Here is a 22,653-nt window from a genome sequence, read left to right as displayed (position 1 = left end):
GGCTGCGATCAATGCCCGCGCAGGTCGCGCGGGCGGAAGCCCATCGCCAGCATGGCCACCGCGTAGGTCGCGCCGCCGCCGCCGACCAGCAACGCCAGGGCACCGATCCGCTCCCACACACGCATCGCGGAGAAACCCGGCAGCCAGTGCAGCAGGGCCAACAGCACGCCAACCATGGCCGCGCAGGCCAGCACCAGGCGCAGCAGATAGCCGCCCCAGCCTGGCCGGCGCTGGTAGACATCGGTCTTGCCCAGCCAGTACCAGAGCAGGCCCAGGTTCAGGTAACTGGAGAGCGCGCTGGCGATGCCCAGTGCCAGGTGCAGGCCCGGCTGCTTGCCGATCGCCGCCATCACGCCCTGCACCTTCAGCGCGTCGGGCACCATCACCTGGTACAGCACGGCCAGCAGGGCGAAGTTGAACACCATGTTGGCCACCAGCGCCGCCACCCCGGCGCGCACCGGGGTCTTGGTGTCCTGGCGGGCGTAGAAGGCCGGCAGCACCACCTTCAGCAGGGCGAATGCCGGCAGGCCGAAGCTCAGGCCGTACACCGACAGCGCGGTCATGCGGGTGTCGAAGGCGCTGAACTGGCCGTGCTGGAAGATGGTCGCGATCAGCGGCTCGGCCAGCAGCAGCAGGCCCAGCATGGCCGGCACCGAGATCAGCAGGGTCATGCGCAGGCCCCAGTCCAGCGAACGCGAGAAGCCCTCGCGGTCGGTGCTGACATGGTGGCGGGCCAGCGCCGGCAGGATCACCGTGCCCAGGGCCACGCCGAACACGCCCAGCGGCAGCTCCAGGAAGCGGTCGGCCAGCGACAGCCAGGACTGCGAGCCGTCGGTCAGCTTGGCCGCGATCACCGTATCCAGCAGCAGGTTGATCTGCGCCACCGAGGAACCAAACAGGGTCGGCACCATCAGCGTCATGACCTTGCGCACGCCCGGGTGGCGCCAGCCCCAGCGCGGCAGGGTCAGCAGGTTGATGCCCTTCAGCGAGGGCAGCTGGAACAGCAACTGCAGGATGCCAGCGGCCAGCACCGCCCAGCCCAGCGCCAGGATCTGCTTTTCCGGCGTGCCGCCCAGCCGCGGTGCCAGCCACAGCGCGCCGGTGATCATGCACAGGTTGAGAATGACCGGAGTCAGCGCCGGCATGGCAAAGCGCTGGAAGCTGTTCAGCGCACCACCGGCCAGTGCGGTCAGCGAGACGAACAGCAGGAACGGGAAGGTCAGGCGGAACAGGTCGACCAGCAGGCCCTGCTTGACCGGGTCGGTATCAACGCCACTGGAGAAGACCGAGGCCAGCTGCGGCGCGAAGATCAGCGCCAGTGCGGTGACCAGCATCAGCACCCCGCCCAGGGTGCCGGCGGTGCGGGACATCAGTTCGCGCAGCTCGGCGTGGCTGCGGGTTTCCTTCACTTCCGTGAACACCGGCACGAAAGCGGTGGCGAAAGACCCTTCGGCGAACAACCGGCGCAGGAAATTGGGTACCCTGAAGGCGACCCAGAAAGCATCAGTGATGGCGTTGGTGCCGAACGTGGTGGTCACCACGAAGTCCCGGACAAGTCCGAGAACGCGCGAGACCATGGTCATGCTGCTGAACGACAGCAGGCCCCGCAACAACTTGGGTGAACTCACTCAGCGTCCCTCTTGACAATCGACTTGACGTGCATTTCTTACGCCATCATACTAGCTAGCTTGCTGTTCCCATAACACCGATTTTTTCAGGAAACCACCACCGTGGCCAATATCAAGTCCGCCAAGAAGCGCGCCAAGCAGACCGTCGTGCGCAACGCGCGCAACGTGGCTCAGCGCTCGATGCTGCGCACCGCTGTCAAGAAAGTGATCAAGGCGCTGGACGCCAACGATGCCGCCGGCGCCGAAGCCGCCTTCGCCGTTGCCCAGCCGATCCTGGATCGCTTCAGCGCGCGTGGCCTGATCCACAAGAACAAGGCTGCTCGCCACAAGAGCCGCCTGAACGACCGCATCAAGGCCCTCAAGGCCGCCTGATCCGGCGTTGCCGCCCCACCCTTCGGGGTTGGGCTGCAGACAAAAGCCCGGCCCCGGCCGGGTTTTTTTGTTGCCAGCGATCCACGGGGTCCGCGCGATCCGGCAGTGCCGGCCGCTGGCCGGCAACCCCGAGGAATGCCGGCCAGCGGTCGGCACTACCGGGGAACAAAAAAAACCCGGCCGAAGCCGGGTTTTTCGCATGGAACCACAACAGCATTACTGCGCGTCGCGGGCTTCCTGCTCTTCTTCCTTCTGGCGATCGAAGAAGGCCATGATCCGGCTCATGATCGGGAAGGTGCCTTCGCGCCCCAGTGCGGAGACCAGGAACCACGGCTTCTTCCAGCCCAGCTCGGCAACGATCTGCTCGGCCGCGGCCTGCGCCTCGTCTTCGAACATCAGGTCGGCCTTGTTCAGCACCAGCCAGCGCGGCTTTTTCAGCAGTTCCGGGTCGTGCTTCTCCAGCTCGCGCTCGATCGCACGCACCTGCTCCACCGGCGAGATGCCGTCCACGCCACCTTCCATCGGCGAGATGTCCACCAGGTGCAGCAGCAGGCGGGTGCGCTGCAGATGGCGCAGGAACTGCGCGCCCAGGCCGGCGCCATCGGCCGCGCCTTCGATCAGGCCCGGAATGTCGGCGATCACGAAGCTGCGGTGGTTCTCCACCTTCACCACGCCCAGGTTCGGGTACAGCGTGGTGAACGGGTAATCAGCCACCTTTGGCGTCGCCGCCGAAACGGCGCGGATCAGGGTGCTCTTGCCGGCGTTGGGGAAGCCCAGCAGGCCGACATCGGCCAGCAGCTTCAGCTCCAGCTTCAGCGTGCGCTCCTCGCCCGGCTCGCCCGGCAACGCCTGGCGCGGCGAGCGGTTGGTCGAGCTCTTGAAGTGCATGTTGCCCAGGCCGCCACGACCGCCCTTGGCCACCAGCAGGCGATCGCCGTGCTGGGTCAGGTCGCCGATGACTTCATCGGTGGCGACGTTGATCACCACCGTGCCGACCGGCACGGTGATGGTCAGATCTTCTCCCCCCTTGCCATAGGCCTGGCGGCCCATGCCGTTCTCGCCGCGCTGCGCCTTGAAGATGCGCTCATGGCGGAAGTCCACCAGGGTGTTCAGGTTTTCGTCGGCGCGGATGTACACGCTGCCGCCCGCACCGCCGTCGCCGCCGTCCGGGCCGCCGAGCGGAATGAACTTCTCGCGACGGAAGCCAATGCAGCCGTTGCCGCCGTTGCCGGCGAACACTTCGATTTCTGCTTCGTCTACCAGTTTCATTGTTTCGATGCCTGCGATGGGCGCGGCCTGCTGGCCGCCACCTTGAATGTCATGCCGGCCGTGGGCCGGCAACCCGGCCCAGCCGGTCTTGCTTCAACTCTAACGAAAAGCCCCGCCGAAGCGGGGCTCTTCATGCAGCACTCCCATGCCGGGGCACGGGTGCCGGCGATGCCTGGATCAGGCGTCGGCCGAGACGATGCTGACGGTGCGACGCTTCTTGGCGCCCTTGACCGAGAACTCCACCTTGCCATCCACGAGGGCGAACAGGGTGTGGTCACGGCCCAGGCCAACGCCCGAACCCGGGTGGAACTGGGTGCCGCGCTGACGCACGATGATGTTGCCGGCTTCGATGGCCTGGCCGCCGAAGATCTTGACGCCCAGGTACTTCGGGTTGGAGTCGCGACCGTTGCGCGAGGAGCCTACGCCCTTTTTATGTGCCATGACTGCTTCTCCTGATGCTTAGCCGGCGATGCCGGTGATCTCGATTTCGGTGTAGTACTGACGGTGACCCTGACGCTTCATGTGGTGCTTGCGGCGACGGAACTTGATGATCCGGACCTTGTCAGCACGACCCTGGGACAGGACCTTGGCGGTGACGGCAGCGCCCTTCAGCGCATCGCCCAGCTTCACGCCGTCGCTGTCACCCAGCATCAGGATGTTGTCAAACTTGATCTCGCTGCCGACTTCGACTTCGAGCTTTTCAATGCGGAGCTTTTCGCCCTGCGCCACGCGGTATTGCTTACCGCCGGTGACCAGTACTGCGTACATGACCAGGCCTTCCTCTGTAGTTATTGTGGTCTGAGCTGCCGCCATCGAGGGCGGACAGGAGCGGGATTGTACGCAGATCATCGGGCGCGGGTCAAGTCAACCCCTGGAGGGCCTGGAGGCCGGGCCCTGCCGGGCCGCGCCATGCCCGGCTGAACGGTCCGGGGTCCAGGCAGCCGAGCATGGCTCGGCTCTACACAAAGCTGTCGGCCCGTCTCACAAGGTGAGACACCGGGCTGGCATTGTCGCCCATTGCCCCCATCTGGTCACCTCGGTAGGCTGACCGATTGCCGTTCCCTGCTGGCCCGGCACCCAGCCAACGCCCCCACAACCGGATCCCCCATGGCGATGGATTTCATCCGCATCCGCGGCGCGCGGACGCACAACCTGAAGAACCTCGACCTCGACCTGCCCCGCGACAAGCTGATCGTGATCACCGGCCTGTCCGGCTCGGGCAAGTCCTCGCTGGCGTTCGACACCATCTATGCAGAAGGTCAGCGCCGCTATGTCGAGTCGTTGTCGGCCTATGCGCGCCAGTTCCTGAGCGTGATGGAGAAGCCGGACCTGGACCACATCGAGGGCCTGTCCCCGGCGATCTCGATCGAGCAGAAGTCGACCTCGCACAACCCGCGTTCGACGGTCGGCACGATCACCGAGATCTACGACTACCTGCGCCTGCTGTACGCCCGCGTCGGCACCCCGCGCTGCCCGGACCACGGCTACCCGCTGGAAGCGCAGACGGTCAGCCAGATGGTCGACCAGGTGCTGACCCTGGACCCGGAACAGCGCTACATGCTGCTGGCCCCGGTCATCCGCGACCGCAAGGGCGAGCACGCGCAGGTATTCGACCAGCTGCGTGCGCAGGGCTTCGTGCGCGTGCGCGTGGACGGCGAGCTGCATGAGATCGACGCGGTGCCGCCACTGGCGCTGCGCCAGAAGCACACCATCGAGGCGGTGATCGACCGCTTCCGCCCGCGCGAGGACATCAAGCAGCGCCTGGCCGAGAGCTTCGAGACCGCGCTGAAGCTGGGCGACGGCATGGCGTCGGTGCAGAGCCTGGACAACACGGAAACCGCGCCGACCCTGTTCTCCTCCAAATACTCCTGCCCGGTCTGCGATTACTCGCTGCCGGAACTGGAGCCGCGCCTGTTCTCGTTCAACGCACCGATGGGCGCCTGCCCCGGCTGCGATGGCCTGGGCATGGCCGAGTTCTTCGATCCTTCGCGCGTGGTGGTGCACCCCGAGCTGTCGCTGGCCGCCGGTGCGGTGCGCGGCTGGGACCGCCGCAATGCCTACTACTTCCAGCTGATCGCTTCGCTGGCCAAGCACTACCGGTTCGATGTCGACGCGGCCTGGAACTCGCTGCCGGACAAGGTGCAGCAGGCCGTGCTGTACGGCAGCGGCGACGAAGCGATCACCTTCACCTACTTCACCGAAGCCGGTGGCCGCACCCAGCGCAAGCATCGCTTCGAGGGCATCATTCCCAACCTCGAGCGCCGCTACAAGGAAACCGAATCGCCGGCGGTGCGCGAAGAGCTGTCCAAGTACATCAGCGAACAACCCTGCCCGGAATGCCATGGCGCGCGCCTGAACAAGGCTGCACGCAATGTGTTCGTGGCCGACCGCCCGCTGCCGGAGCTGGTGGTGCTGCCGATCGACGAGGCGCTGAAGTTCTTCAGCGAGCTGAGCCTGCCGGGCTGGCGCGGCGAGATCGCCGCGAAGATCGTCAAGGAAATCGGCGAACGCCTCGGCTTCCTGGTCGACGTGGGCCTGGATTACCTGACCCTCGAGCGCAAGGCCGACACCCTGTCCGGTGGCGAGGCGCAGCGCATCCGCCTGGCCAGCCAGATCGGCGCCGGCCTGGTCGGCGTGATGTACGTGCTCGACGAACCATCGATCGGCCTGCACCAGCGCGACAACGAACGCCTGCTCGGCACCCTCACCCGCCTGCGCGACCTCGGCAACACGGTGATCGTGGTCGAGCATGACGAGGACGCGATCCGCCTGGCCGACTACGTGCTGGACATCGGCCCGGGCGCGGGCGTGCATGGCGGCGAGATCGTCGGCCAGGGCACCCTGCAGGACATCCTGGAGGCACCGCGCTCGCTGACCGGCCAGTACCTGTCGGGCAAGCGCGCGATCGAGATCCCGGCGCGCCGGCACAAGCCGAACCCGAAGATGACCCTGCACCTGCGCGGGGCCAGCGGCAACAACCTCAAGGGCGTGGACCTGGCGATTCCGTCGGGCCTGCTGACCTGCGTGACCGGTGTGTCCGGCTCCGGCAAGTCGACCCTGATCAACGACACCCTGTTCTCGCTGGCCGCCAACGAGATCAACGGCGCCTCGCACCCGATCGCCCCGTACAAGGAGATCGATGGCCTGGACCTGTTCGACAAGGTGGTGGACATCGACCAGTCGCCGATCGGCCGCACCCCGCGTTCGAACCCGGCCACCTACACCGGCCTGTTCACTCCCCTGCGCGAACTGTTCGCACAGGTGCCCGAAGCGCGTGCACGCGGCTACTCGCCGGGCCGCTTCAGCTTCAACGTGCGTGGTGGCCGCTGCGAGGCCTGCCAGGGCGATGGCCTGATCAAGGTCGAGATGCACTTCCTGCCGGACGTGTATGTGCCGTGCGATGTCTGCCACGGCAAGCGCTACAACCGCGAGACGCTGGAGATCCTGTACAAGGGTTTCAACATCAACGACGTGCTGGAAATGACCGTCGAGGATGCGCTGAAGCTGTTCGAGCCGGTGCCGTCGATTGCACGCAAGCTGGAAACGCTGGTCGACGTCGGCCTGAGCTACATCAAGCTGGGCCAGAGCGCGACCACGCTGTCCGGTGGCGAAGCGCAGCGCGTGAAGCTGTCCAAGGAACTGTCGCGCCGTGATACCGGCCGCACCCTGTACATCCTCGACGAGCCGACCACCGGCCTGCATTTCCACGACATCGAAGCGCTGCTGGGCGTGCTGCACAAGCTGCGCGACGAAGGCAACACGGTGGTGGTGATCGAGCACAACCTGGACGTGATCAAGACCGCCGACTGGATCGTCGATCTGGGTCCGGAGGGTGGCCACCGCGGCGGCACCATCCTGGTCACCGGCACGCCGGAAGACGTGGCGGCCTGCCCGCAGTCGTATACCGGCCAGTTCCTGGCCCGCATGCTGCCCTCCACCAGCGCGCGCCCCGAGCAGCCGGCCGCCGTGGCCAACAAGCCCGACGCCCGCCCGCCGCGCAAGGTGAAGCCCGAGAAGCCTGCCAAGGTGGCGAAGAAGGCCGTGGCCGCCAAGAGCACCGGCAAGGCCAGCAAGAGCACGTCGAAGAAGAAGGACGCCTGATGAGCAGCGAACACAAGATCCTGGCCCGCATCCCGATCAGCGTGCGCTGGCGTGACATGGACAGCATGGGCCACGTCAACAACGCCAAGTACATTTCCTACCTGGAAGAAGCGCGCGTGCGCTGGATGCTGGGCGTGGACGGCGTGTCGATGACCGACCGCATCGCCCCGGTCGTGGCCGCGACCAACGTCAATTACCGGCTGCCGATCGTGTGGCCCAACGACATCGTGGTCGAATTGTTCGTCGAGCGCCTGGGCAACAGCAGCGTGACCATCGGCCACCGCATCGTCGACCAGCAGGACGCGTCGAAGCTGTATTCCGACGGCAACGTGGTGGTGGTCTGGATGGATACGCAGACCGGCAGGAGCGCGCCGCTGCCTGAGGCGATCCGCAGCGCTTCCACCTGAAGGTAAGGTAGTGCCGGCCGCTGGCCGGCAACCTCCAGACGCTTCGCGCATGCCGGCCAGCGGCCGGCACTACCGAACCCATTCAAAGGACTGAGATGATCCACCAGACTGAACTGCGCGACCTGCGGCCCGGCATGGTCCCCTTCCCTACCGATGTCTTCCCCGCCGACCAGACGTGGCTCGGCAAGCACCTGCTGCCGCTGCTGAAGATCGACCTCGGTGCGCTGCGCCCGGAACTGGCCGGCCAGGTGGCAACGATGCTGTGCCCGATCGAGCCGTACGACGGCTGCATCGGCGAAACCACCGAAGAACACCACAACGATTTCACCGCCACCAACTGGATCGCCTTCGAGCTGACCACCGGCAACCAGATGCGCTTCCTCGGCAACGAGGGCTATTTCATCGGCGACGCAGTACAGGACAAGGACGCGCAGGAACACATTGCGCAGATGCGCGACAGCTACGCCAAGGCCCGCCACTACCACGCCACGCATGGCCGCCTCGCCTGCTACTCGCGCTATGGCAAGGGTGAGGCCAGCGAGCGCGATTATCTGGATACGCTGGGGGGACAGATTTCCTGTGGCAACTGGATCGAAACGGCCGATATTCCGGCCGCCTTCACCCTGGAATTCACCGACGCCGCCAACGACCGGCATGCTCCAGATGATGCCGAACTGGCCATCATCCGCCGCGATGGCCACAAGTTCTTCGCCGTCGCCGAAGTCGCCGGCTACAACTGGTGCGCCACCGGCCCCGACGCGATCGTGATGCTGTATGAGCCGGTGAGCCGCACGGTGCTGTTCTCGTACGACTGGTCGTAAGACCCTGCGGTAGCGCCAGCCGCTGGCCGGCATTTCCTGTGCTGCCGGCCAGCGGCCGGCACTACCCGTTCGTCATTTCGAAGCCCTGCGCACGGCCAGCGTCGCGCTCGCTTCACCACCACCTTCCAGCTGCAACTGCAGCGGCAGCGCCTGCCCCTCCTTCAGCGCCCCCCGGCCCTGCATCAGCATCAGGTGCAGGCCACCGGGCTTGAGTTCGGCACGCGCGCCGGCTGCCAGCGGCAGGCGCTCGATCGCGCGCATCCGGCTGACCCCATCGACGATCGTGGTCTCGTGCAGCGACACGTCGCCGAAACTACTGCTGGTCGCACCGGTGATCACCACTGCCCTGCTGCAGCCGTTGTGGATCACGCCATAGCCGGCAGTCATGGGCATCGCCGGATTCGGTGGCAACCGCGCCCAACCCTGCTCCATCGTGACGCAGCGTGATTCCGCAGCCGAAGCCGATGCTGCGGCCGCACACAGCACCCACAGTACGCCAACGAATGGTTTGGTTATCATCGCCCAGGTTCCTTCTTCGCAACGAGACCGCAGCATGACGACGCTCATCGAGGTGATCAACCACGGCCCCATCCGCGAACTGCGCCTGGCGCGGCCGCCGGTCAATGCACTGGACACCGATCTGTGCCGGCAGTTGATCCATGCCATCGAACTGGCCATGGCCGAAGACGCGCACGGCATCGTGCTGTCCGGCAGCGAGCGCATCTTCACCGGTGGAATGGACGTGCCGCACCTGCTCTCGCATGGCGATGACAAGCACAAGCTGCTGGACACCTGGAACGCTTTCTTTGGCGCCGTGCGCACACTGGCCGAGAGCCGCATCCCGGTGGTCGCGGCGATCACCGGCCACGCCCCGGCCGGCGGCTGCGTGCTGGCCCTGTGCTGCGACTACCGGGTAATGGCGCGCAGCGCCGATCCGTCGCGGCCGTATGCCATCGGCCTGAACGAGGTGCAGGTGGGCCTGATCGCGCCGGAGGGCATCCAGCGCCTGCTGCGCCGTGCGGTAGGCGTGCACCGCGCCGGCGTGCTGCTGACCACCGGTTCGCTGGTACCGGCCGAACAGGCGCTGCAGATCGGCCTGGTCGACGAGCTGGCTGAGGGCGACCTGGTGGTGGCCCGCGCCGTGGCCTGGCTGCAGAACCTGCTGAAGCAGCCTCGGCAGCCGATGCTGCTGACCCGCGCCATCGCTCGCGCCGACCTGCACGAAGCGCTGCACCCGGACCTGATCCAGCTCGACCGCTTCGTCGAGGCCTGGTTCGCCCCGGACGCACAGAACGCCCTGCAGGCCCTGGTGGCGCGCCTGGGCAAATAGACGGTAGTGCCGACCGCTGGCCGGCAACCGCAAGCGCCCCAGGAGGATCATGAGGTTGCCGGCCAGCGGCCGGCACTACCGATGATGGGCTGGCCCGCACCGGTATAATCGGGGCCTCTTCACTGCTGTGGCCGCCCCCTTGAACGACACGCCCGAACCCGTCGTCTCCGAGCTGATCGACCTGCTCACGCTGGAGCGGCTGGAGGACAACCTGTTCCGCGGGCAGAGCCGCGACATCGGCACCAAGTACGTGTTCGGTGGGCAGGTGCTGGGCCAGGCACTGGCTGCGGCGCAGGCCACGGTCGACAATGGCCGTCACGTGCACTCGCTGCACGCCTACTTCCTGCGCGCCGGCAACATCGACCACCCGATCGTCTACGACGTGGACCGCACCCGCGATGGCGGCAGCTTCTCGGTGCGACGGGTCACCGCGATCCAGCACGGCAAGGTGATCTTCTTCTGCGCGGCCTCGTTCCAGCAGGCCGAGACCGGCGCCGAGCACCAGCACAAGATGCCCGAGGTGCCGCAGCCGGAAGACATCGAACCGAATCGCCCGCTGCCGGCCGAGGTGCTGGAGCGACTGCCGATCAAGGTGCAGCGCTGGCTGTCGCGTGGCGGCCCGTTCGAGTTCCGCCACGTCTACCCGCGCGACGAACTGAACCCGCCCAAGCGCCCGCCCTACCACCAGGTGTGGCTGCGCCTGAGCGAGCCGGTCGGCGATGCACCGGAGCTGCACCAGGCGCTGCTGGCCTATGCCTCCGACTTCCACCTGCTGGGCACGGCAACCTTCCCGCACGGCATCAGCTACTACCACCCGCACGTGCAGATGGCCTCGCTCGACCACGCAATCTGGTTCCACCGCCCGTTCCGCGCCGACGACTGGCTGCTGTATTCGCTGGACAGCCCCAGCGCGCAGGATTCGCGCGGCCTGGCCCGCGGCCAGTTCTTCACCCGCAACGGCGTGCTGGTGGCCAGCACCGCGCAGGAAGGCCTGATCCGCGTCGTTCCCGACCAGGCCGCGGCCGCTGCCGTGCCGGCCAAGGAGTAAACCCATGCGCCAGATCTTCAGCAGCCAGCGCGTGGAAACCGTCGAAGGCGTGGCCGAGCTCCTGCGCGGGCATGGCATCGAGGTCAAGGTGACCAACGGGCGCTCCTACAAGACCCGCCGCCGCGGCCAGTTCAGCTATACCGACCTGGGCAACGCCAGTGCCTATCCGGCGGTGTGGATCGTGCGCGCCGACGATCAGCCGCGCGCGCGCGAAATCCTGCGCGAGGCGCGCCTGCTCGATACCACCCGCCGCGACCACCCCACGGCCGAGTTCGCCTTCCGCGACGCGCCTGGAACGGGCAGCGGCGGCCGCAGCTGGGCCTGGCGCATCCGCATCGCCCTGCTGGTGGTGATTGCTGGCGTGGCGTTGGTCATCGGCCTGCGCCATCGTGGTGCCCCGGCACCCGCCCCGCAGGCCCAGCCGCAGCAGGCGCAACCGGCCCCGCAGGCCGCCCCGGAAGAGGACGAAGTCCGGGTCCGCATCCAGCCCTCGAAGTGATTCGCGGGTGAAAAAGGGGACGGAGGGGATTAAGTCGTTTGTGGCACAAACGACTTAATCCCCTCCGTCCCCTTTTTGTCATGAGGATGCCGGCCAGCGGCCGGCACTACCGCACAGAATGCTGGTCACACTTCGCGCGCGGCTCCGTCATGGGACACAATCCCCGCAGGAGAGCCGCCGCCATGACGACGTTCGCCGCATCGATCGACCAGACCCTGGAACGCGAACTGCCCGCCGCCGCCAGCGGTTGCCAGCACGCCTACGGCCGCATCGTGCTGGCCTGCCAGAACACGGTCACCGCCATCGCGCTGGCCATCACCCGGGACCGCCAGGCCAGCGAGGACATCGCCCAGGAGGCCTTTGTGAAGGGCTGGCAGCAGCTGCACCAGCTACGCAGCGCGACCAGCTTCCTGCCTTGGCTGCGGCAGATCACCCGCAACCTGGCCCGCGACTGGCTGCGCGCCCAGCGTGGCCGTCCACTGACCGGCGAGGCGGCCGAGGTGGCGATGGGGATGGCCGCAGATCCGTCCCCGGGCGCAGCCGATCGCCTGCAGCGGGTGGAGGAAGAAATCGCCGCCGAGGACATCATCTCCACCCTGCCCGCCGACAGCCGCGAAGTCCTGTTGCTGTACTACCGCGAAGGCCAGCGCTCGCAGCAGGTGGCCGACCTGCTCGGGCTCAGCGACGCCGCCGTGCGCAAGCGCCTTTCGCGCGCGCGCGCGCTGGTGCGCGACGGCCTGCTGCAGCGCTTCGGTGAATTCGCCCGCAGCAGCGCGCCGAGCGCCGCCTTCGCCACCGCCGTGGTGTCGATGATGCTGGTGGCCGCGCCCGGCACCGCCAGCGCCGCGATCCTGCTCGGCACCGGCGTCGGCATCGGTGGCAGCAAGCTCGGCCTGGGCGGCGCCAGCGTAGCCGGTGGTACCGCAATGGGCACCCTGACCGCCACGCTCGGCCAACTGCATGTGCTGCCAGTGGCAAGCTGGGGGGCGATCCTCGCCGGTGTCGCCGGCGGCGCGATCGGCAGCTACCTCGGTGCACGCTTCCTGATGTCCTATACCGAGACCGAACGCGAACGCGCGCAGGTTCGGCACTTTGTCCGCCTCAACACCGGTACAGGCCTGGTCTGGTGCCTGGCGATGCTGCTGGCGGCACTGTTGCAGGCTCCGATCTGGAGCCAGATGCTGCTGCTGGCATTGGGCCTGGGTGTGGTCAACTACCAGTGCCTGGTGCCGCTGCAACGGGTGATGGCGCCGATGATCGCGCGCGATTCGGCGCGGCGTGGGCGCCGCGGAACCAACTGGAAATTCGAATCCATGTACGGTCGCACCGGCATCATCGGGGCGAACCTGCTGGTGATCGCCCTGGTGGTGTATGTGCTGATGCGCAACGGCCACCTGTAACCGACAACGCCGGCACTGCGCCGGCGTTGTCTCCGATCACCGCATTGACACTCAGCGCTGCGGCTTCGGTGCGCCGCCATCGCGTGGACCGCCCTGGCGCGGGCCGCCGTGCATCGGGCCCTTGGCTGCGTCGAACTCGGCCTTGCTCAGCTGGCCGTCCTTGTTGGTGTCGGCGGCAGCGAACCAGGCATCACGATGCTGCTTCATGCGCAGCTCGCGGTCGGCCTTGTCCAGGTAACCGTCCTTGTTGAGGTCGAGCCGGTCGAAGCGCGCAGCCAGACGCGGATCGGCCTTGGCCTCGTCGCGGCTGATGCGGCCGTCCTTGTTGACGTCCAGCCTGGCCCAGCGCTCACCGCCGTGGCCACGGCGGCCATGCTGCCAGCGCGGCAGCTCATCGCGCGAGAGCTTGCCGTCCTTGTTCTTGTCCAGCTCGTCGAACTTCGCGGCCAGGCGCGGATTGGCAGCCGCCTCGCTGCGGTCGATCACGCCGTCGCCATTGGTGTCCAGCTTGGCCGGGCGCTGCGCGGGCATGGCCGGGGTGTCGGCGGCCAGCGCGATTCCGGAAGCGGAGGTGCCCAGCAGCAGGGCCAGCAGCAGGGGGGTACGGATCATGAGGTCACTCCTGGGGATGGGAACAGCGTCGGGGTGATCACTTCACCCTCGGGGGACAACAACGCCCGGGCGCGACGTCGGTTGACGCCACTGCCGATTCCATTCATCCGCCGGACAGTCGCCGCCTCTGCGACAGGCTGGGGCTATGCTGTGCCCATGGCGATACATGGCGACAGAGACGACGAACTGCGGCTTTTCCAGACCGGCGAGCACCCCTGCGGGTACTGGTCCGACCGGGTGGCGCGCGACCTGGTGCTGGACCCGCACGATCGCCGGCTGGGTGGCCTGTACCCGCTGGCACTGAGCTGGGGCTTCCGCCGCAGCGGCGACCTGGTCTACCGGCCGCACTGCGCGCACTGCCAGGCCTGCGTGGCGGTCCGGATCCCGGTGGCACGCTTCGCCCCGGACCGCAGCCAGCGCCGCTGTGCCGCCCGCAATGACGACCTGGAGGTGCGGATCACTGCCGCCACCGCCCGCGACGACCTGTTCGCGCTGTATCACCGCTACCTCACCCACCGCCACGCCAATGGCGGCATGGACGACCACGGCCCGCACGAGTTCGAGCAGTTCCTGATCGGCAGCTGGTCGCACACCCGCTTCATGGAGATGCGCCTGCCCGGCCACGACGGCCAGCCCAGCCAGCTGCTGGGGGTGGCGGTGACCGACGTCACCGAGCATGGCCTGTCGGCGGTCTATACGTTCTTCGACCCGGAACACGCCGCGCGCGGGCTGGGTACCTTCGCAATCCTCCAACAGATCGAGTGGGCGCGCCGCGAGGGGCTGCCGCACGTGTACCTGGGCTACTGGATCCGCGGGCACCAGAAGATGGACTACAAGCGCCGCTTCCATCCCCTTGAGGCCTACGACGGCCGCCGCTGGCACGATTTCGACAACGAACTGGACGGGCGCTGACAAACCGCTGACACCGGGCCGGGTGCAGAATAGGGGGATGAACGCCAAACCCCTGATCCTCGCCCTGGCCCTGCTCTGCGGCGCCACCGCCCCCGCCTTTGCCACGTCCCCCGCGATGACTGAGAAGCCGTCCACTGCGCTGCGCCTGGCCACCTACAACACGTCGCTGTACTCCGATGATGCCGGTGGCCTGATCAAGGAACTGGAGGGCGACAGCGAGCACGCACGCAAGATCGCCGCCGTGCTGCAGCAGGTGCGCCCGGACCTGGTGCTGCTGAACGAATTCGATTTCGACGATGCCCATCGCGCCGCCGATCTGTTCCAGAAGCGCTACCTGGAAGTCGCCCAGCCCGGCGGCGGCAAGCCGCTGCACTTTGCCTACCGCTACCTGGCGCCGGTCAACACCGGTGTGCCCAGCGGCCTGGACCTGGACAACAACGGCGTGGTCGGCGGCGAAGGCCGCGGCCGTGGCAATGACGCGTGGGGCTACGGCCTGCACCCGGGCCAGTACGGCATGCTGGTGCTGTCGCGCTACCCGATCGATGAAACCAAGGTGCGCAGCTTCCAGCTGCTGAAGTGGAGTGCGATGCCCGGTGCCATCCGCCCGGTCGATCCGCGTACCGGCCAGAGCTTCTACAACGACCACGTGTGGTCGCAGCTGCGCCTGTCCTCGAAGTCGCATTGGGACGTACCGGTGAAAACCCCGGGCGGCGTGGTCCACGCGCTGGTCTCGCATCCGACGCCGCCGGTGTTCGACGGCCCGGAAAAGCGCAACGCGGCACGTAACCACGACGAACTGCGCCTGTGGCAGGAATACCTGTCCAAGGGTGAGAAGCCCTGGCTGTGCGACGACAAGGGCCAGTGTGGCGGCCTGGCGCAGGACGCGCGCTTCGTGATCCTCGGCGATCTGAACAACGACCCGGTCGATGGCGATGGCCGCCACGAGGCGATCGTCGAGCTGATCGAGAACGCGCGCGTGCTGCGCTACCCCACCCCGCGCAGCGTCGGCGGTGAGCAGACCAGCCTGGCCTATGCGGCCAAGGGCATCGAACGCAAGGGCGCACCGTTCCACGCCACCGGCGATTTCGGCCCGAAGTCCGGCACCATGCGCCTGGACTACGTGCTGCCCTCGACCGGCTTCGAATACGTGGGCAGCGGCATCTTCTGGCCGGCCAATGAAAGCCCGGAAGCGAAGATCGCCGACGGCAGCGACCACCATCTGGTGTGGGTGGACGTGAAGCAGTAACCGGAATGGCCGATTGCTGAAGATGTTGTAGAGCCGAGCCCATGCTCGGCTACTGCAACCAACCAAGCTTAGTAGCTCTGCCAGTCAATCTGAGCGTCAGCCCCGAGATACCGGTCCTGCCAAGCCTGCTCCCGGCCCGGGGAATCGATGAACTCATCCTCGGAAAGCTGCTCATATCCGAGCTCGATCTCCATCTTGTTCTCTGGATCCAGATGAAACGTCAAACTCGTCCAGAGTGCATGGTGCCATTGCGCAAAGAACTGATGCATCTCCAGAAGCGCTGCTTCAGCATCATCTGGAATTTCTAGATAGCCGTATGAGCCTGACGGCTTGCGGTAGAACGCCCAACCCGACCAGACATTCTTGATGATCTCGAAGTTCAGCCAGATCTCGCATTGGTCGGTAGGCACGGCATCAATCAGTGATTGGCCAATTCGGTGATACAAGGCAGGTAGCGCTGATGTAAGCCGCTCGTCCAAGCCTTCTCCTGAGATGTCTTTGGCATTCATCCGTCAGAAGATAAAACACGCAGGATTTTGACGCTCAACCAGATGTCGCTTTCAGCTCGCAATTGCGGCCTAGCGCTCTACGTCTTTGCAGCAAACCCTCTAACGGCAGCACCTGGCACTCAATAGCCCCAGCAGGCCGTCGCGCATGACTGAAGATGTGATCCATTGTCGGGCTGAAAGCGTCACATGGAAAAGCAGCCGAGCGTGGGCTCGGCTCTACAGAAGACTCACACAGTTCATGGCAAGCCGGCGGGTGCGGCCTGGCGCTACCGCACAGAAATCTGTACCGACCAACGGTCGGTACCTACCGGGATGCGGCCGCCGGGCATGGCCCGGCGCTATCGGTTTAGGGGCGCAGTTCGACGCCGATGGCGTCGGCGGCGTCACGCGCGATGGCGCGTGCTTCGTCGATGTTTTCCGCGCGCGCCAGGGTGACACCGACGCGGCGGTGGCCATGCACGCTCGGCTTGCCGAACAGGCGCACGGCGGTATCCGGTACCTGCAGCGCGGCGGCGACGTTGTTGAAGTACGGCACACCCTCGCCGTGTGCCAACAGCGCGCACGACGCCGACGGACCACTCTGGCGGATCACCGGAATCGGCAGGCCAAGGATGGCGCGCGCGTGCAGCGCGAACTCACTCAGCTCCTGCGATACCAGCGTCACCAGGCCGGTGTCGTGCGGGCGCGGCGACACTTCACTGAACCACACCTCATCACCCTTCACGAACAGCTCGACACCGAACAGGCCCCAGCCACCGAGGTCATCGGTGATCGCACGCGAGATCTCTTCGGCACGCGCCAGCGCCGCGCTCGACATCGGCTGCGGCTGCCAGCTTTCGCGGTAGTCGCCGTCCTTCTGCAGATGGCCGATCGGCGCGCAGAACGAGGTGCCACCGGCATGGCGCACGGTCAGCAGGGTGATCTCGTAATCGAAGTCGATGAAACCCTCGACGATGCAGCGGCCGGCACCGGCACGGCCACCGGTCTGTGCGTACTCCCAGGCCGGAGCGATGTCCGCTTCGCTGCGCAGGGTGCTCTGGCCCTTGCCCGAGGACGACATGACCGGCTTGACCACGCACGGCAGGCCGATGGCGGCCACGGCAGCGCGGTATTCGGCCTCGGTATCGACGAAGCGGTAGGGCGAGGTCGGCAGGCCCAGGGTTTCGGCGGCGAGGCGACGGATGCCTTCGCGATCCATGGTCAGGCGTGCGGCGCGCGCAGTCGGGATCACCCGCAGGCCCTGCTCCTGCTCCAGCTGGACCAGGGTCTCGGTATGGATGGCCTCGATCTCCGGCACCACCAGATGTGGCTGCTCCTGGGCGATCAGGGCGCGCAGCGCCATCGCATCGAGCATGTCGATCACGTGCGAGCGGTGGGCGACCTGCATGGCCGGGGCATCGGCGTAGCGGTCAGCGGCGATCACTTCCACGCCCAGCCGCTGCAGCTCGATGGCCACCTCCTTGCCGAGTTCGCCCGAGCCCAGCAGCAGCACGCGGGTGGCGGAGGGGGACAACGGAGTTCCAAGCTTGGCCATGGCGGTTCCAGCAGCGACGTGAAGGCGGGTGGGCATTCTAGCTGGCCGCGCACCCTGACCATGGCATCCGACGAACGGTAGTCGACAAGTGATATCAATTTGATATCTTCAATTCGAACCCTCAAGGACGTACCGCCATGAAAGAGAAGTCGCTTGCCTCCCTCAACGGCCTGGGCACCCTGGCCGGATCCCTGCTGGTCGCGCTGGCGGGTACCGCACTGTTCGTACTCGGGGCGACGACCAGGACCGGTTCCGGCTCACCGAACCTGCTGCTGATGCTGGCCGGCATGCTGGTGATCTTCGCTGCGGTCTTCATCCTGGCCGGCCTGTACACCATCCAGCCCAACCAGGCGGCGGTGCTGAGCCTGTTCGGCAAGTACGTCGGCACCGTCAAGGACAACGGCCTGCGCTGGAACAACCCCTTCTATGCCAAGCGCCGGGTCAGCCAGCGCGTGCGCAACTTCGAGAGCGGCAAGCTGAAGGTCAACGAGCTGGACGGCAGCCCGATCGAGATCGCCGCGGTCATCGTCTGGCAGGTGGTCGATGCCTCCGAGGCCGTCTACAACGTGGACGACTACGAAAGCTTCGTGCACATCCAGTCCGAATCGGCGTTGCGCGCGATGGCCACCAGCTATCCCTACGACCAGCACGAGGAGGGACAGCTGGCGCTGCGCAGCCATGCCAGCGAGATCTCGCAGCACCTGAAGAACGAGCTGGCCGAACGCCTGGCCGACGCTGGCGTGCAGGTGATCGACGCACGCATCAGCCACCTCGCCTACGCCGCCGAAATCGCCCAGGCGATGCTGCAGCGGCAGCAGGCCAACGCAGTGATCGCTGCACGCACGCGCATCGTGGCCGGTGCGGTCGGCATGGTTGAAATGGCCCTGGCCGAACTGCAGAAGAACGGCGTGGTGCAGCTGGATGAGGAACGCAAGGCGCACATGGTCAGCAACCTGCTGACCGTGCTGTGCTCGGACCGCGGCACCCAGCCGATCGTCAACGCCGGTTCGCTGTACTGAACCACCCTCGCAACGGGGCGCCCCACCGCCCCGCCAGGAGCTTGCATGAGTGAGAAGAAAGCCTACCCGCTGCGCATCAATGCCGACGTCCTGGCCGCCGCGCAACGCTGGGCTGACGACGAGCTGCGCAGCCTCAACGCGCAGATCGAGTATGTGCTGCGCGACGCCCTGCGCAAGGCAGGCCGCCTGCCGAAACCCACGCCATCTTCAGAGGACAAGGAATGAGCAAGCGCTGGAGCTACCAGACGATCGAGGTCAAGACGTCCATGATGGGCCTGCTCAAGGCCGAGGACATCCAGAGCGAACTGAGCCGCCAAGGCCAACTGGGCTGGGAGCTGGTCAACATCATCATCCCCGCACCGATGCGCCCGGCGATGCTGGTGTTCAAGAAGGAGGCCTGAGCCATGGGCGCCAGCGATCCGAAACAGTACGAGGTGGCCGAGAGCTCGCCGTTGCGCGTGCTGTGGATCGTGCTGCCCCTGCTCGCCGCCTTCGTGGCCTGCTTGTATGCGCAGCTGTACAAGGCGCCGGCCAGTGCCCCCTGGATCGAAGTAACGCTGTCGCCGCCCTGGTTCCGGATGGGCGGCAGTGCCGCCTGGAGTCTGCTGGTGATCGCGGTACTCGGCATCGGGTTGGGCGCAGCATTCTTCCGTCGCCGGGTGGAACTGGCCGACAACGTGCTGGATGTGCGCTCGACGATGTACCGCCGCCGCGTTCCGGTGGCGCAGCTGCGGCTGGACCAGGCCGAGGTGGTCGACCTGCAGCGTGACCCCCGCTATGGCATCCGCTTCAAGACCAACGGCTACGCAATGCCGGGCTTCTATTCCGGCCACTTTCGCCTGCAGGGCGGCGCCAAGGGCTTCGCGCTGGTCACCAACCGCGCGCGCGTCCTCGCCCTGCCGGTCCGCGATGGCAGCACCCTGCTGCTCAGTCTCGATCGGCCACAGGCGCTGCTGGAAGCACTGCGCAAGGTGGCCGTGCCGGGCCCGCGGCAGTAAGCTGCGGCGATGCAACGACGCCTGCCCCTGCTGATCAATACCGAAGCCATCGAACTGTGGCCCGCAGACCTGCTGCGTGCGCGCAGCAATCTCGACGCGCGCCTGCTGTCACGAGCGAACTGGGTGCTGCGGCGCAAATGCGATGGCCGTTACCTGGCGGCGGTGGTGGAACACGGCGTGCACGCCATGGTGCCGAGCCTGGCGCGCGAGCCCGGGGCCGAGGAAGCACTGGCCTTGCTGGATGCAGCCGCGGCCCGGCCATTCGGTGCAAATCTGGAAGCGCAGTGGCTGCCCCTCGCCGGCCTGCAGCAGCGCCTGCAGCAGCTCGGCCTGGATGCCCAGCGCTATGCCGACGACAGCGGCCTGCCGCTGGAACCCGAACCGTGCCTGCTGCACTTCGCTGGGCGCGACCGCTTCGCCCGCCCGCTGTGGCTGCGCCGCGGCGCTGCACAGGGCTGGCGGCGGATGCGCCTGCATGCAGCGCGCGATGGCATCGCACTGGATGCAATCTCCGGCTTCCGCAGCCATGCCTACCAGCTGGGCATCTTCGAACGGAAACGAGCGCGCGGGCTGAGCGTGACGGAGATCCTGAAGGTGAATGCCGCGCCGGGGTTCAGTGAACACCATAGCGGCCATGCGCTGGACATCGGCACGCCGGGCGACGCCCCGGCCGAGGAATCGTTCGACGCTACCGATGCGTTCGCCTGGCTACAGGTGCATGCCGGCGCGCATGGCTTCCAGCTGAGCTACCCGCGCGACAACCCGCACGGCATCGTCTACGAACCCTGGCACTGGTGCTGGAGACCGGCCAACGGCTGAGCCCCTCGTGGCGACCGCAAGGCGAAATTCATGGAGCTGTCCGGGCGGATTCCGCGCGCGCCCACCACGAGATGGAACAAGAAGGCAAAGACAGAAGCCGGTCGCTTCGCTCGAAGCCTCTACAACGGATCAGCGCGCGGCTGTTGGGTCCGCCTTCAAGCGAGCCGAGCACCGCAGGCCCGGCGAGGGCGAAGAGGTGCGTGCGATTCTGTAGAGCCGAGCCACGCTCGGCTGCTCTCCGCACCGTCCCTCGACGGGCCGAGGAGCGCAGGGGACCGGTGCGCAGCACCGGCTCGCGGCCGGCGGCGCGTTTCTTTTGGTTACTTTTCTTTTCGCGCGAAAAGAAAAGTAACGCCCATGAACCATCACGATCGCATCGGCATGGATCGGAGCGACAGCCCTGCGAACGTCACCGCCTCAACGCATTGATCGCCAGCAACACCCATCCGGCCATCATGCTGGTGCCACCGATCGGCGCCATCCGCGTCGGCCACTGCCACAACGCCCCACCCATCAGGCTGCCGGAAAACAGCAGGACACCCAGCAGCAGCACGTACAGCGCCAGGTGTGCGATCGCGCCCTGCGCGCGCGGCCCAAGCGCCACCAGCACCGCGCCATGCGCGAACGCATACAGCGCCGCCATGTTCAGATGCTGCTGCGCCAACGGGTCGGCCACGCCATGCGATGCATAGGCAGACAGGCCGATCGAGGCGGCAGCCAACAGCGCCCCCAGGCAGGCCAGCAGGGAAGGCTTACGTGCGCGACGTTCCAGATTGAACATGAGGGCTCCTTGCGCAGCGCCCCTTGACGGGCGCCGGATGAAAAAAAACGCGCCGCAATGAGCGGCGCGTTTTCGTGTCCAACACTACATGGGTCAGCCGGGGATTACTTGACGGCCCAGTAGATGTCGTAGGTACCTTCCGGGGTGAACGACTTGTCGATGCCGTCCTTCCAGGTTTCGTACGGACGGTCGATGACTTCGTTGCCCGAGGTCACGGCCCAGGCACGCAGGCCGTTGCGCGCCACGTCCAGACCCGCCATGTGGCCGGTGTAGGCCGCATGCGCCGAACGGTGCGGAGCAACGTGCACGTACTTGACCGGAGCGCCACCGTCGATCTTGACGGTCAGCTCGTCGGCAGCAGCACCTTCAGCACCCTTCTTCTTCACCGGCTGGGCGATGTCGAAAGCGTACTTCTCCTGGCCGAAGTCGGTGGTGATGATGCGGAACGGACCGGCAGCTTCAAGGCCATTGGCCTCCATCACGCGCTTGATCCACTCCTGGTTGTCCTTGATGGACTTGGTGATGGTGTCCTGACCGCGGTCCACGTTGCCGGCGTTGACCACCAGCAGGTTCTCGGCCGGCACTTCAACGATGGCCAGGTCGGTCAGCGGGGCTTCCGGCGTGCGGTAGTCCACGTTCGGCACGGTTGCGAGCATGTTGGCCATGCGCGACAGACCCATCTTGATGTCATCGCCGATCTGGCGGCTGACATACAGGCCGGCGTAACGGCCGAACAGGTCGAAGCCGTACTTCACCGAGTAGTCCTGGGTGATCTTGACGTTGCGACCGCCCTTGCCGGTCGGCTCCAGGTTGAAGGTGGTGACCTTGTCGTGACCCTTGGTGGCGTCCTCGATGGCGATCACAACACGCTTGTTCTCTTCGGCTTCGGTGATCTTCCAGGAACCGGTACCCAGGTCCTTGGAGGTGAAGTCGAGGGTGGCACCGACACCCGAGGCCGGGCCGGACAGCTTCAGGTCAACGGCGGGATCACGCAGTACCAGCGGGTTCCAGTCCTTGAAGCGGCGCAGGCTGCTGACCGTGTCGTACACGATCGTCATCTTGCGGTTGGTCTCGATGCTTTCGGTGATGTGACGCTCGCCCGGCAGACATACGCCAATGATGACGAACAGGCCAGCCACGATCCCCAAGGCGATCAGGAACTCGATAATACGGGTCATTCAGAGAGTCTCCGGGGCCGATCCCACGGCCGGGTTGATTGAAGCGAAGCGCCAATCCTAGCAGGCTTCGCGGGCATTGTTTATCGGGATTGGCGCACCGGTTTCCCTGCCGGCTGCGTATTTGTATGGACAAAGGATTCGAAGGGTAACGCATACCGCTACCCGGCAAG

At 66.4% G+C, this 22,653-nt stretch carries 25 protein-coding genes; 15 read left to right on the top strand and 10 right to left on the bottom strand.

The annotated features are described in order from the left end of the window. Positions 1-8 precede the first annotated feature (8 nt). A complete protein-coding gene (gene murJ, locus ACSDHM_RS04230; protein WP_151354802.1) occupies positions 9-1,613 on the bottom strand; it encodes a murein biosynthesis integral membrane protein MurJ in 1,605 nt (534 codons plus the stop codon). Between the two features lie 117 nt (positions 1,614-1,730). On the opposite strand from murJ, the gene rpsT reads away from it, so the two are divergent. Then, positions 1,731-2,000: a 30S ribosomal protein S20 gene (rpsT, locus tag ACSDHM_RS04225; protein WP_005408560.1), complete on the top strand. Its 270-nt coding sequence runs from the start codon at positions 1,731-1,733 to the stop codon at positions 1,998-2,000. A 216-nt stretch (positions 2,001-2,216) separates the two neighbouring features. Here the strand turns inward: rpsT and cgtA are convergent, their stop codons facing one another. The 3 genes from cgtA to rplU all read right to left on the bottom strand — a co-directional run bounded on the left by cgtA (position 2,217) and on the right by rplU (position 4,037). Beyond that, on the bottom strand, positions 2,217-3,269 hold the full coding sequence (gene cgtA, locus ACSDHM_RS04220; RefSeq protein ID WP_439426681.1) for an Obg family GTPase CgtA: 1,053 nt from the start codon (positions 3,267-3,269) through the stop codon (positions 2,217-2,219). Between the two features lie 177 nt (positions 3,270-3,446). Beyond that, complete coding sequence (gene rpmA / locus ACSDHM_RS04215; protein WP_005415704.1) at positions 3,447-3,710, bottom strand: 50S ribosomal protein L27; 264 nt, start codon at positions 3,708-3,710, stop codon at positions 3,447-3,449. 18 nt (positions 3,711-3,728) lie between these two features. Continuing rightward, positions 3,729-4,037, bottom strand: coding sequence for a 50S ribosomal protein L21 (gene rplU, locus ACSDHM_RS04210; RefSeq protein WP_005408557.1), 309 nt, complete (start codon positions 4,035-4,037; stop codon positions 3,729-3,731). Between the two features lie 339 nt (positions 4,038-4,376). On the opposite strand from rplU, the gene uvrA reads away from it, so the two are divergent. The 3 genes from uvrA to ACSDHM_RS04195 all read left to right on the top strand — a co-directional run bounded on the left by uvrA (position 4,377) and on the right by ACSDHM_RS04195 (position 8,598). Next, a complete protein-coding gene (gene uvrA / locus ACSDHM_RS04205) occupies positions 4,377-7,370 on the top strand; it encodes an excinuclease ABC subunit UvrA (RefSeq protein WP_061480766.1) in 2,994 nt (997 codons plus the stop codon). Beyond that, positions 7,370-7,777: an acyl-CoA thioesterase gene (locus tag ACSDHM_RS04200; RefSeq protein ID WP_061480767.1), complete on the top strand. Its 408-nt coding sequence runs from the start codon at positions 7,370-7,372 to the stop codon at positions 7,775-7,777. Before uvrA ends, ACSDHM_RS04200 begins: the two co-directional genes overlap by 1 nt. A 95-nt stretch (positions 7,778-7,872) precedes the next feature. Next, positions 7,873-8,598: an enolase gene (locus tag ACSDHM_RS04195; protein ID WP_439426680.1), complete on the top strand. Its 726-nt coding sequence runs from the start codon at positions 7,873-7,875 to the stop codon at positions 8,596-8,598. A 72-nt stretch (positions 8,599-8,670) separates the two neighbouring features. Here ACSDHM_RS04195 and ACSDHM_RS04190 read toward each other — a convergent pair whose 3' ends face one another. Continuing rightward, the gene (locus ACSDHM_RS04190; RefSeq protein WP_334272259.1) at positions 8,671-9,117 is read right to left on the bottom strand and encodes a copper chaperone PCu(A)C; all 447 of its coding nucleotides are present in this window, start codon (positions 9,115-9,117) and stop codon (positions 8,671-8,673) included. Between the two features lie 34 nt (positions 9,118-9,151). Between ACSDHM_RS04190 and ACSDHM_RS04185 the strand changes: the two genes are divergently transcribed. The 4 genes from ACSDHM_RS04185 (at position 9,152) to ACSDHM_RS04170 (ending at position 12,875) form a co-directional block, all read left to right on the top strand. Further along, a complete protein-coding gene (locus ACSDHM_RS04185) occupies positions 9,152-9,928 on the top strand; it encodes an enoyl-CoA hydratase/isomerase family protein (protein WP_072166921.1) in 777 nt (258 codons plus the stop codon). Between the two features lie 127 nt (positions 9,929-10,055). Continuing rightward, on the top strand, positions 10,056-10,976 hold the full coding sequence (gene tesB, locus ACSDHM_RS04180) for an acyl-CoA thioesterase II (RefSeq protein ID WP_005408551.1): 921 nt from the start codon (positions 10,056-10,058) through the stop codon (positions 10,974-10,976). Positions 10,977-10,980: 4 nt separating this feature from the next. After that, positions 10,981-11,475, top strand: a complete 495-nt coding sequence (locus ACSDHM_RS04175) for a pathogenicity-like protein (RefSeq protein WP_088496141.1) — start codon at positions 10,981-10,983, stop codon at positions 11,473-11,475. Between the two features lie 182 nt (positions 11,476-11,657). Then, positions 11,658-12,875, top strand: a complete 1,218-nt coding sequence (locus ACSDHM_RS04170; protein ID WP_061480376.1) for an RNA polymerase sigma factor — start codon at positions 11,658-11,660, stop codon at positions 12,873-12,875. A 51-nt stretch (positions 12,876-12,926) separates the two neighbouring features. Here ACSDHM_RS04170 and ACSDHM_RS04165 read toward each other — a convergent pair whose 3' ends face one another. Next, the gene (locus ACSDHM_RS04165; RefSeq protein ID WP_061480377.1) at positions 12,927-13,487 is read right to left on the bottom strand and encodes an EF-hand domain-containing protein; all 561 of its coding nucleotides are present in this window, start codon (positions 13,485-13,487) and stop codon (positions 12,927-12,929) included. A 156-nt stretch (positions 13,488-13,643) separates the two neighbouring features. Between ACSDHM_RS04165 and ACSDHM_RS04160 the strand changes: the two genes are divergently transcribed. Together ACSDHM_RS04160 and ACSDHM_RS04155 are read left to right on the top strand one after the other, a co-directional pair. Beyond that, the gene (locus ACSDHM_RS04160) at positions 13,644-14,399 is read left to right on the top strand and encodes an arginyltransferase (RefSeq protein ID WP_188241181.1); all 756 of its coding nucleotides are present in this window, start codon (positions 13,644-13,646) and stop codon (positions 14,397-14,399) included. 37 nt (positions 14,400-14,436) lie between these two features. Then, the gene (locus ACSDHM_RS04155; protein WP_353080156.1) at positions 14,437-15,645 is read left to right on the top strand and encodes an endonuclease/exonuclease/phosphatase family protein; all 1,209 of its coding nucleotides are present in this window, start codon (positions 14,437-14,439) and stop codon (positions 15,643-15,645) included. Between the two features lie 68 nt (positions 15,646-15,713). On the opposite strand, the gene ACSDHM_RS04150 is transcribed toward ACSDHM_RS04155, so the two are convergent. Then, positions 15,714-16,124 carry an immunity protein YezG family protein gene (locus ACSDHM_RS04150; RefSeq protein WP_439426679.1) on the bottom strand — a complete coding sequence of 137 codons (411 nt, stop codon included), beginning with the start codon at positions 16,122-16,124 and terminating at the stop codon, positions 15,714-15,716. A 376-nt stretch (positions 16,125-16,500) separates the two neighbouring features. Further along, the gene (purT, locus tag ACSDHM_RS04145; protein ID WP_088496145.1) at positions 16,501-17,688 is read right to left on the bottom strand and encodes a formate-dependent phosphoribosylglycinamide formyltransferase; all 1,188 of its coding nucleotides are present in this window, start codon (positions 17,686-17,688) and stop codon (positions 16,501-16,503) included. A 137-nt stretch (positions 17,689-17,825) separates the two neighbouring features. On the opposite strand from purT, the gene ACSDHM_RS04140 reads away from it, so the two are divergent. The 5 genes from ACSDHM_RS04140 to ACSDHM_RS04120 are packed head-to-tail and all read left to right on the top strand — an operon-like array spanning position 17,826 to position 20,524. Continuing rightward, on the top strand, positions 17,826-18,707 hold the full coding sequence (locus ACSDHM_RS04140) for an SPFH domain-containing protein (protein WP_061480381.1): 882 nt from the start codon (positions 17,826-17,828) through the stop codon (positions 18,705-18,707). 45 nt (positions 18,708-18,752) lie between these two features. Then, positions 18,753-18,932 (top strand): hypothetical protein, encoded by a 180-nt coding sequence (locus tag ACSDHM_RS04135; RefSeq protein WP_005415691.1) that lies wholly within the window; start codon positions 18,753-18,755, stop codon positions 18,930-18,932. Continuing rightward, positions 18,929-19,108, top strand: coding sequence for a DUF4177 domain-containing protein (locus tag ACSDHM_RS04130; RefSeq protein ID WP_005415690.1), 180 nt, complete (start codon positions 18,929-18,931; stop codon positions 19,106-19,108). Before ACSDHM_RS04135 ends, ACSDHM_RS04130 begins: the two co-directional genes overlap by 4 nt. A 3-nt stretch (positions 19,109-19,111) precedes the next feature. After that, positions 19,112-19,705, top strand: coding sequence for a PH domain-containing protein (locus tag ACSDHM_RS04125; RefSeq protein ID WP_072166927.1), 594 nt, complete (start codon positions 19,112-19,114; stop codon positions 19,703-19,705). A gap of 9 nt (positions 19,706-19,714) precedes the next feature. Further along, on the top strand, positions 19,715-20,524 hold the full coding sequence (locus ACSDHM_RS04120) for a M15 family metallopeptidase (RefSeq protein ID WP_439426678.1): 810 nt from the start codon (positions 19,715-19,717) through the stop codon (positions 20,522-20,524). Between the two features lie 409 nt (positions 20,525-20,933). Here ACSDHM_RS04120 and ACSDHM_RS04115 read toward each other — a convergent pair whose 3' ends face one another. Both ACSDHM_RS04115 and ACSDHM_RS04110 read right to left on the bottom strand, forming a co-directional pair. Next, positions 20,934-21,305, bottom strand: coding sequence for a DUF423 domain-containing protein (locus ACSDHM_RS04115; protein ID WP_061480384.1), 372 nt, complete (start codon positions 21,303-21,305; stop codon positions 20,934-20,936). Between the two features lie 104 nt (positions 21,306-21,409). Then, the gene (locus tag ACSDHM_RS04110; protein ID WP_005415686.1) at positions 21,410-22,483 is read right to left on the bottom strand and encodes an SRPBCC family protein; all 1,074 of its coding nucleotides are present in this window, start codon (positions 22,481-22,483) and stop codon (positions 21,410-21,412) included. Between the last annotated feature and the right edge of the window lie 170 nt (positions 22,484-22,653).

This window comes from Stenotrophomonas sp. T8 (genome assembly GCF_051853085.1).
Lineage (GTDB): Bacteria > Pseudomonadota > Gammaproteobacteria > Xanthomonadales > Xanthomonadaceae > Stenotrophomonas > Stenotrophomonas sepilia.
Note: the sequence above shows the minus strand (reverse complement) of the source record. Positions and strands in the feature narration are given on the sequence as shown.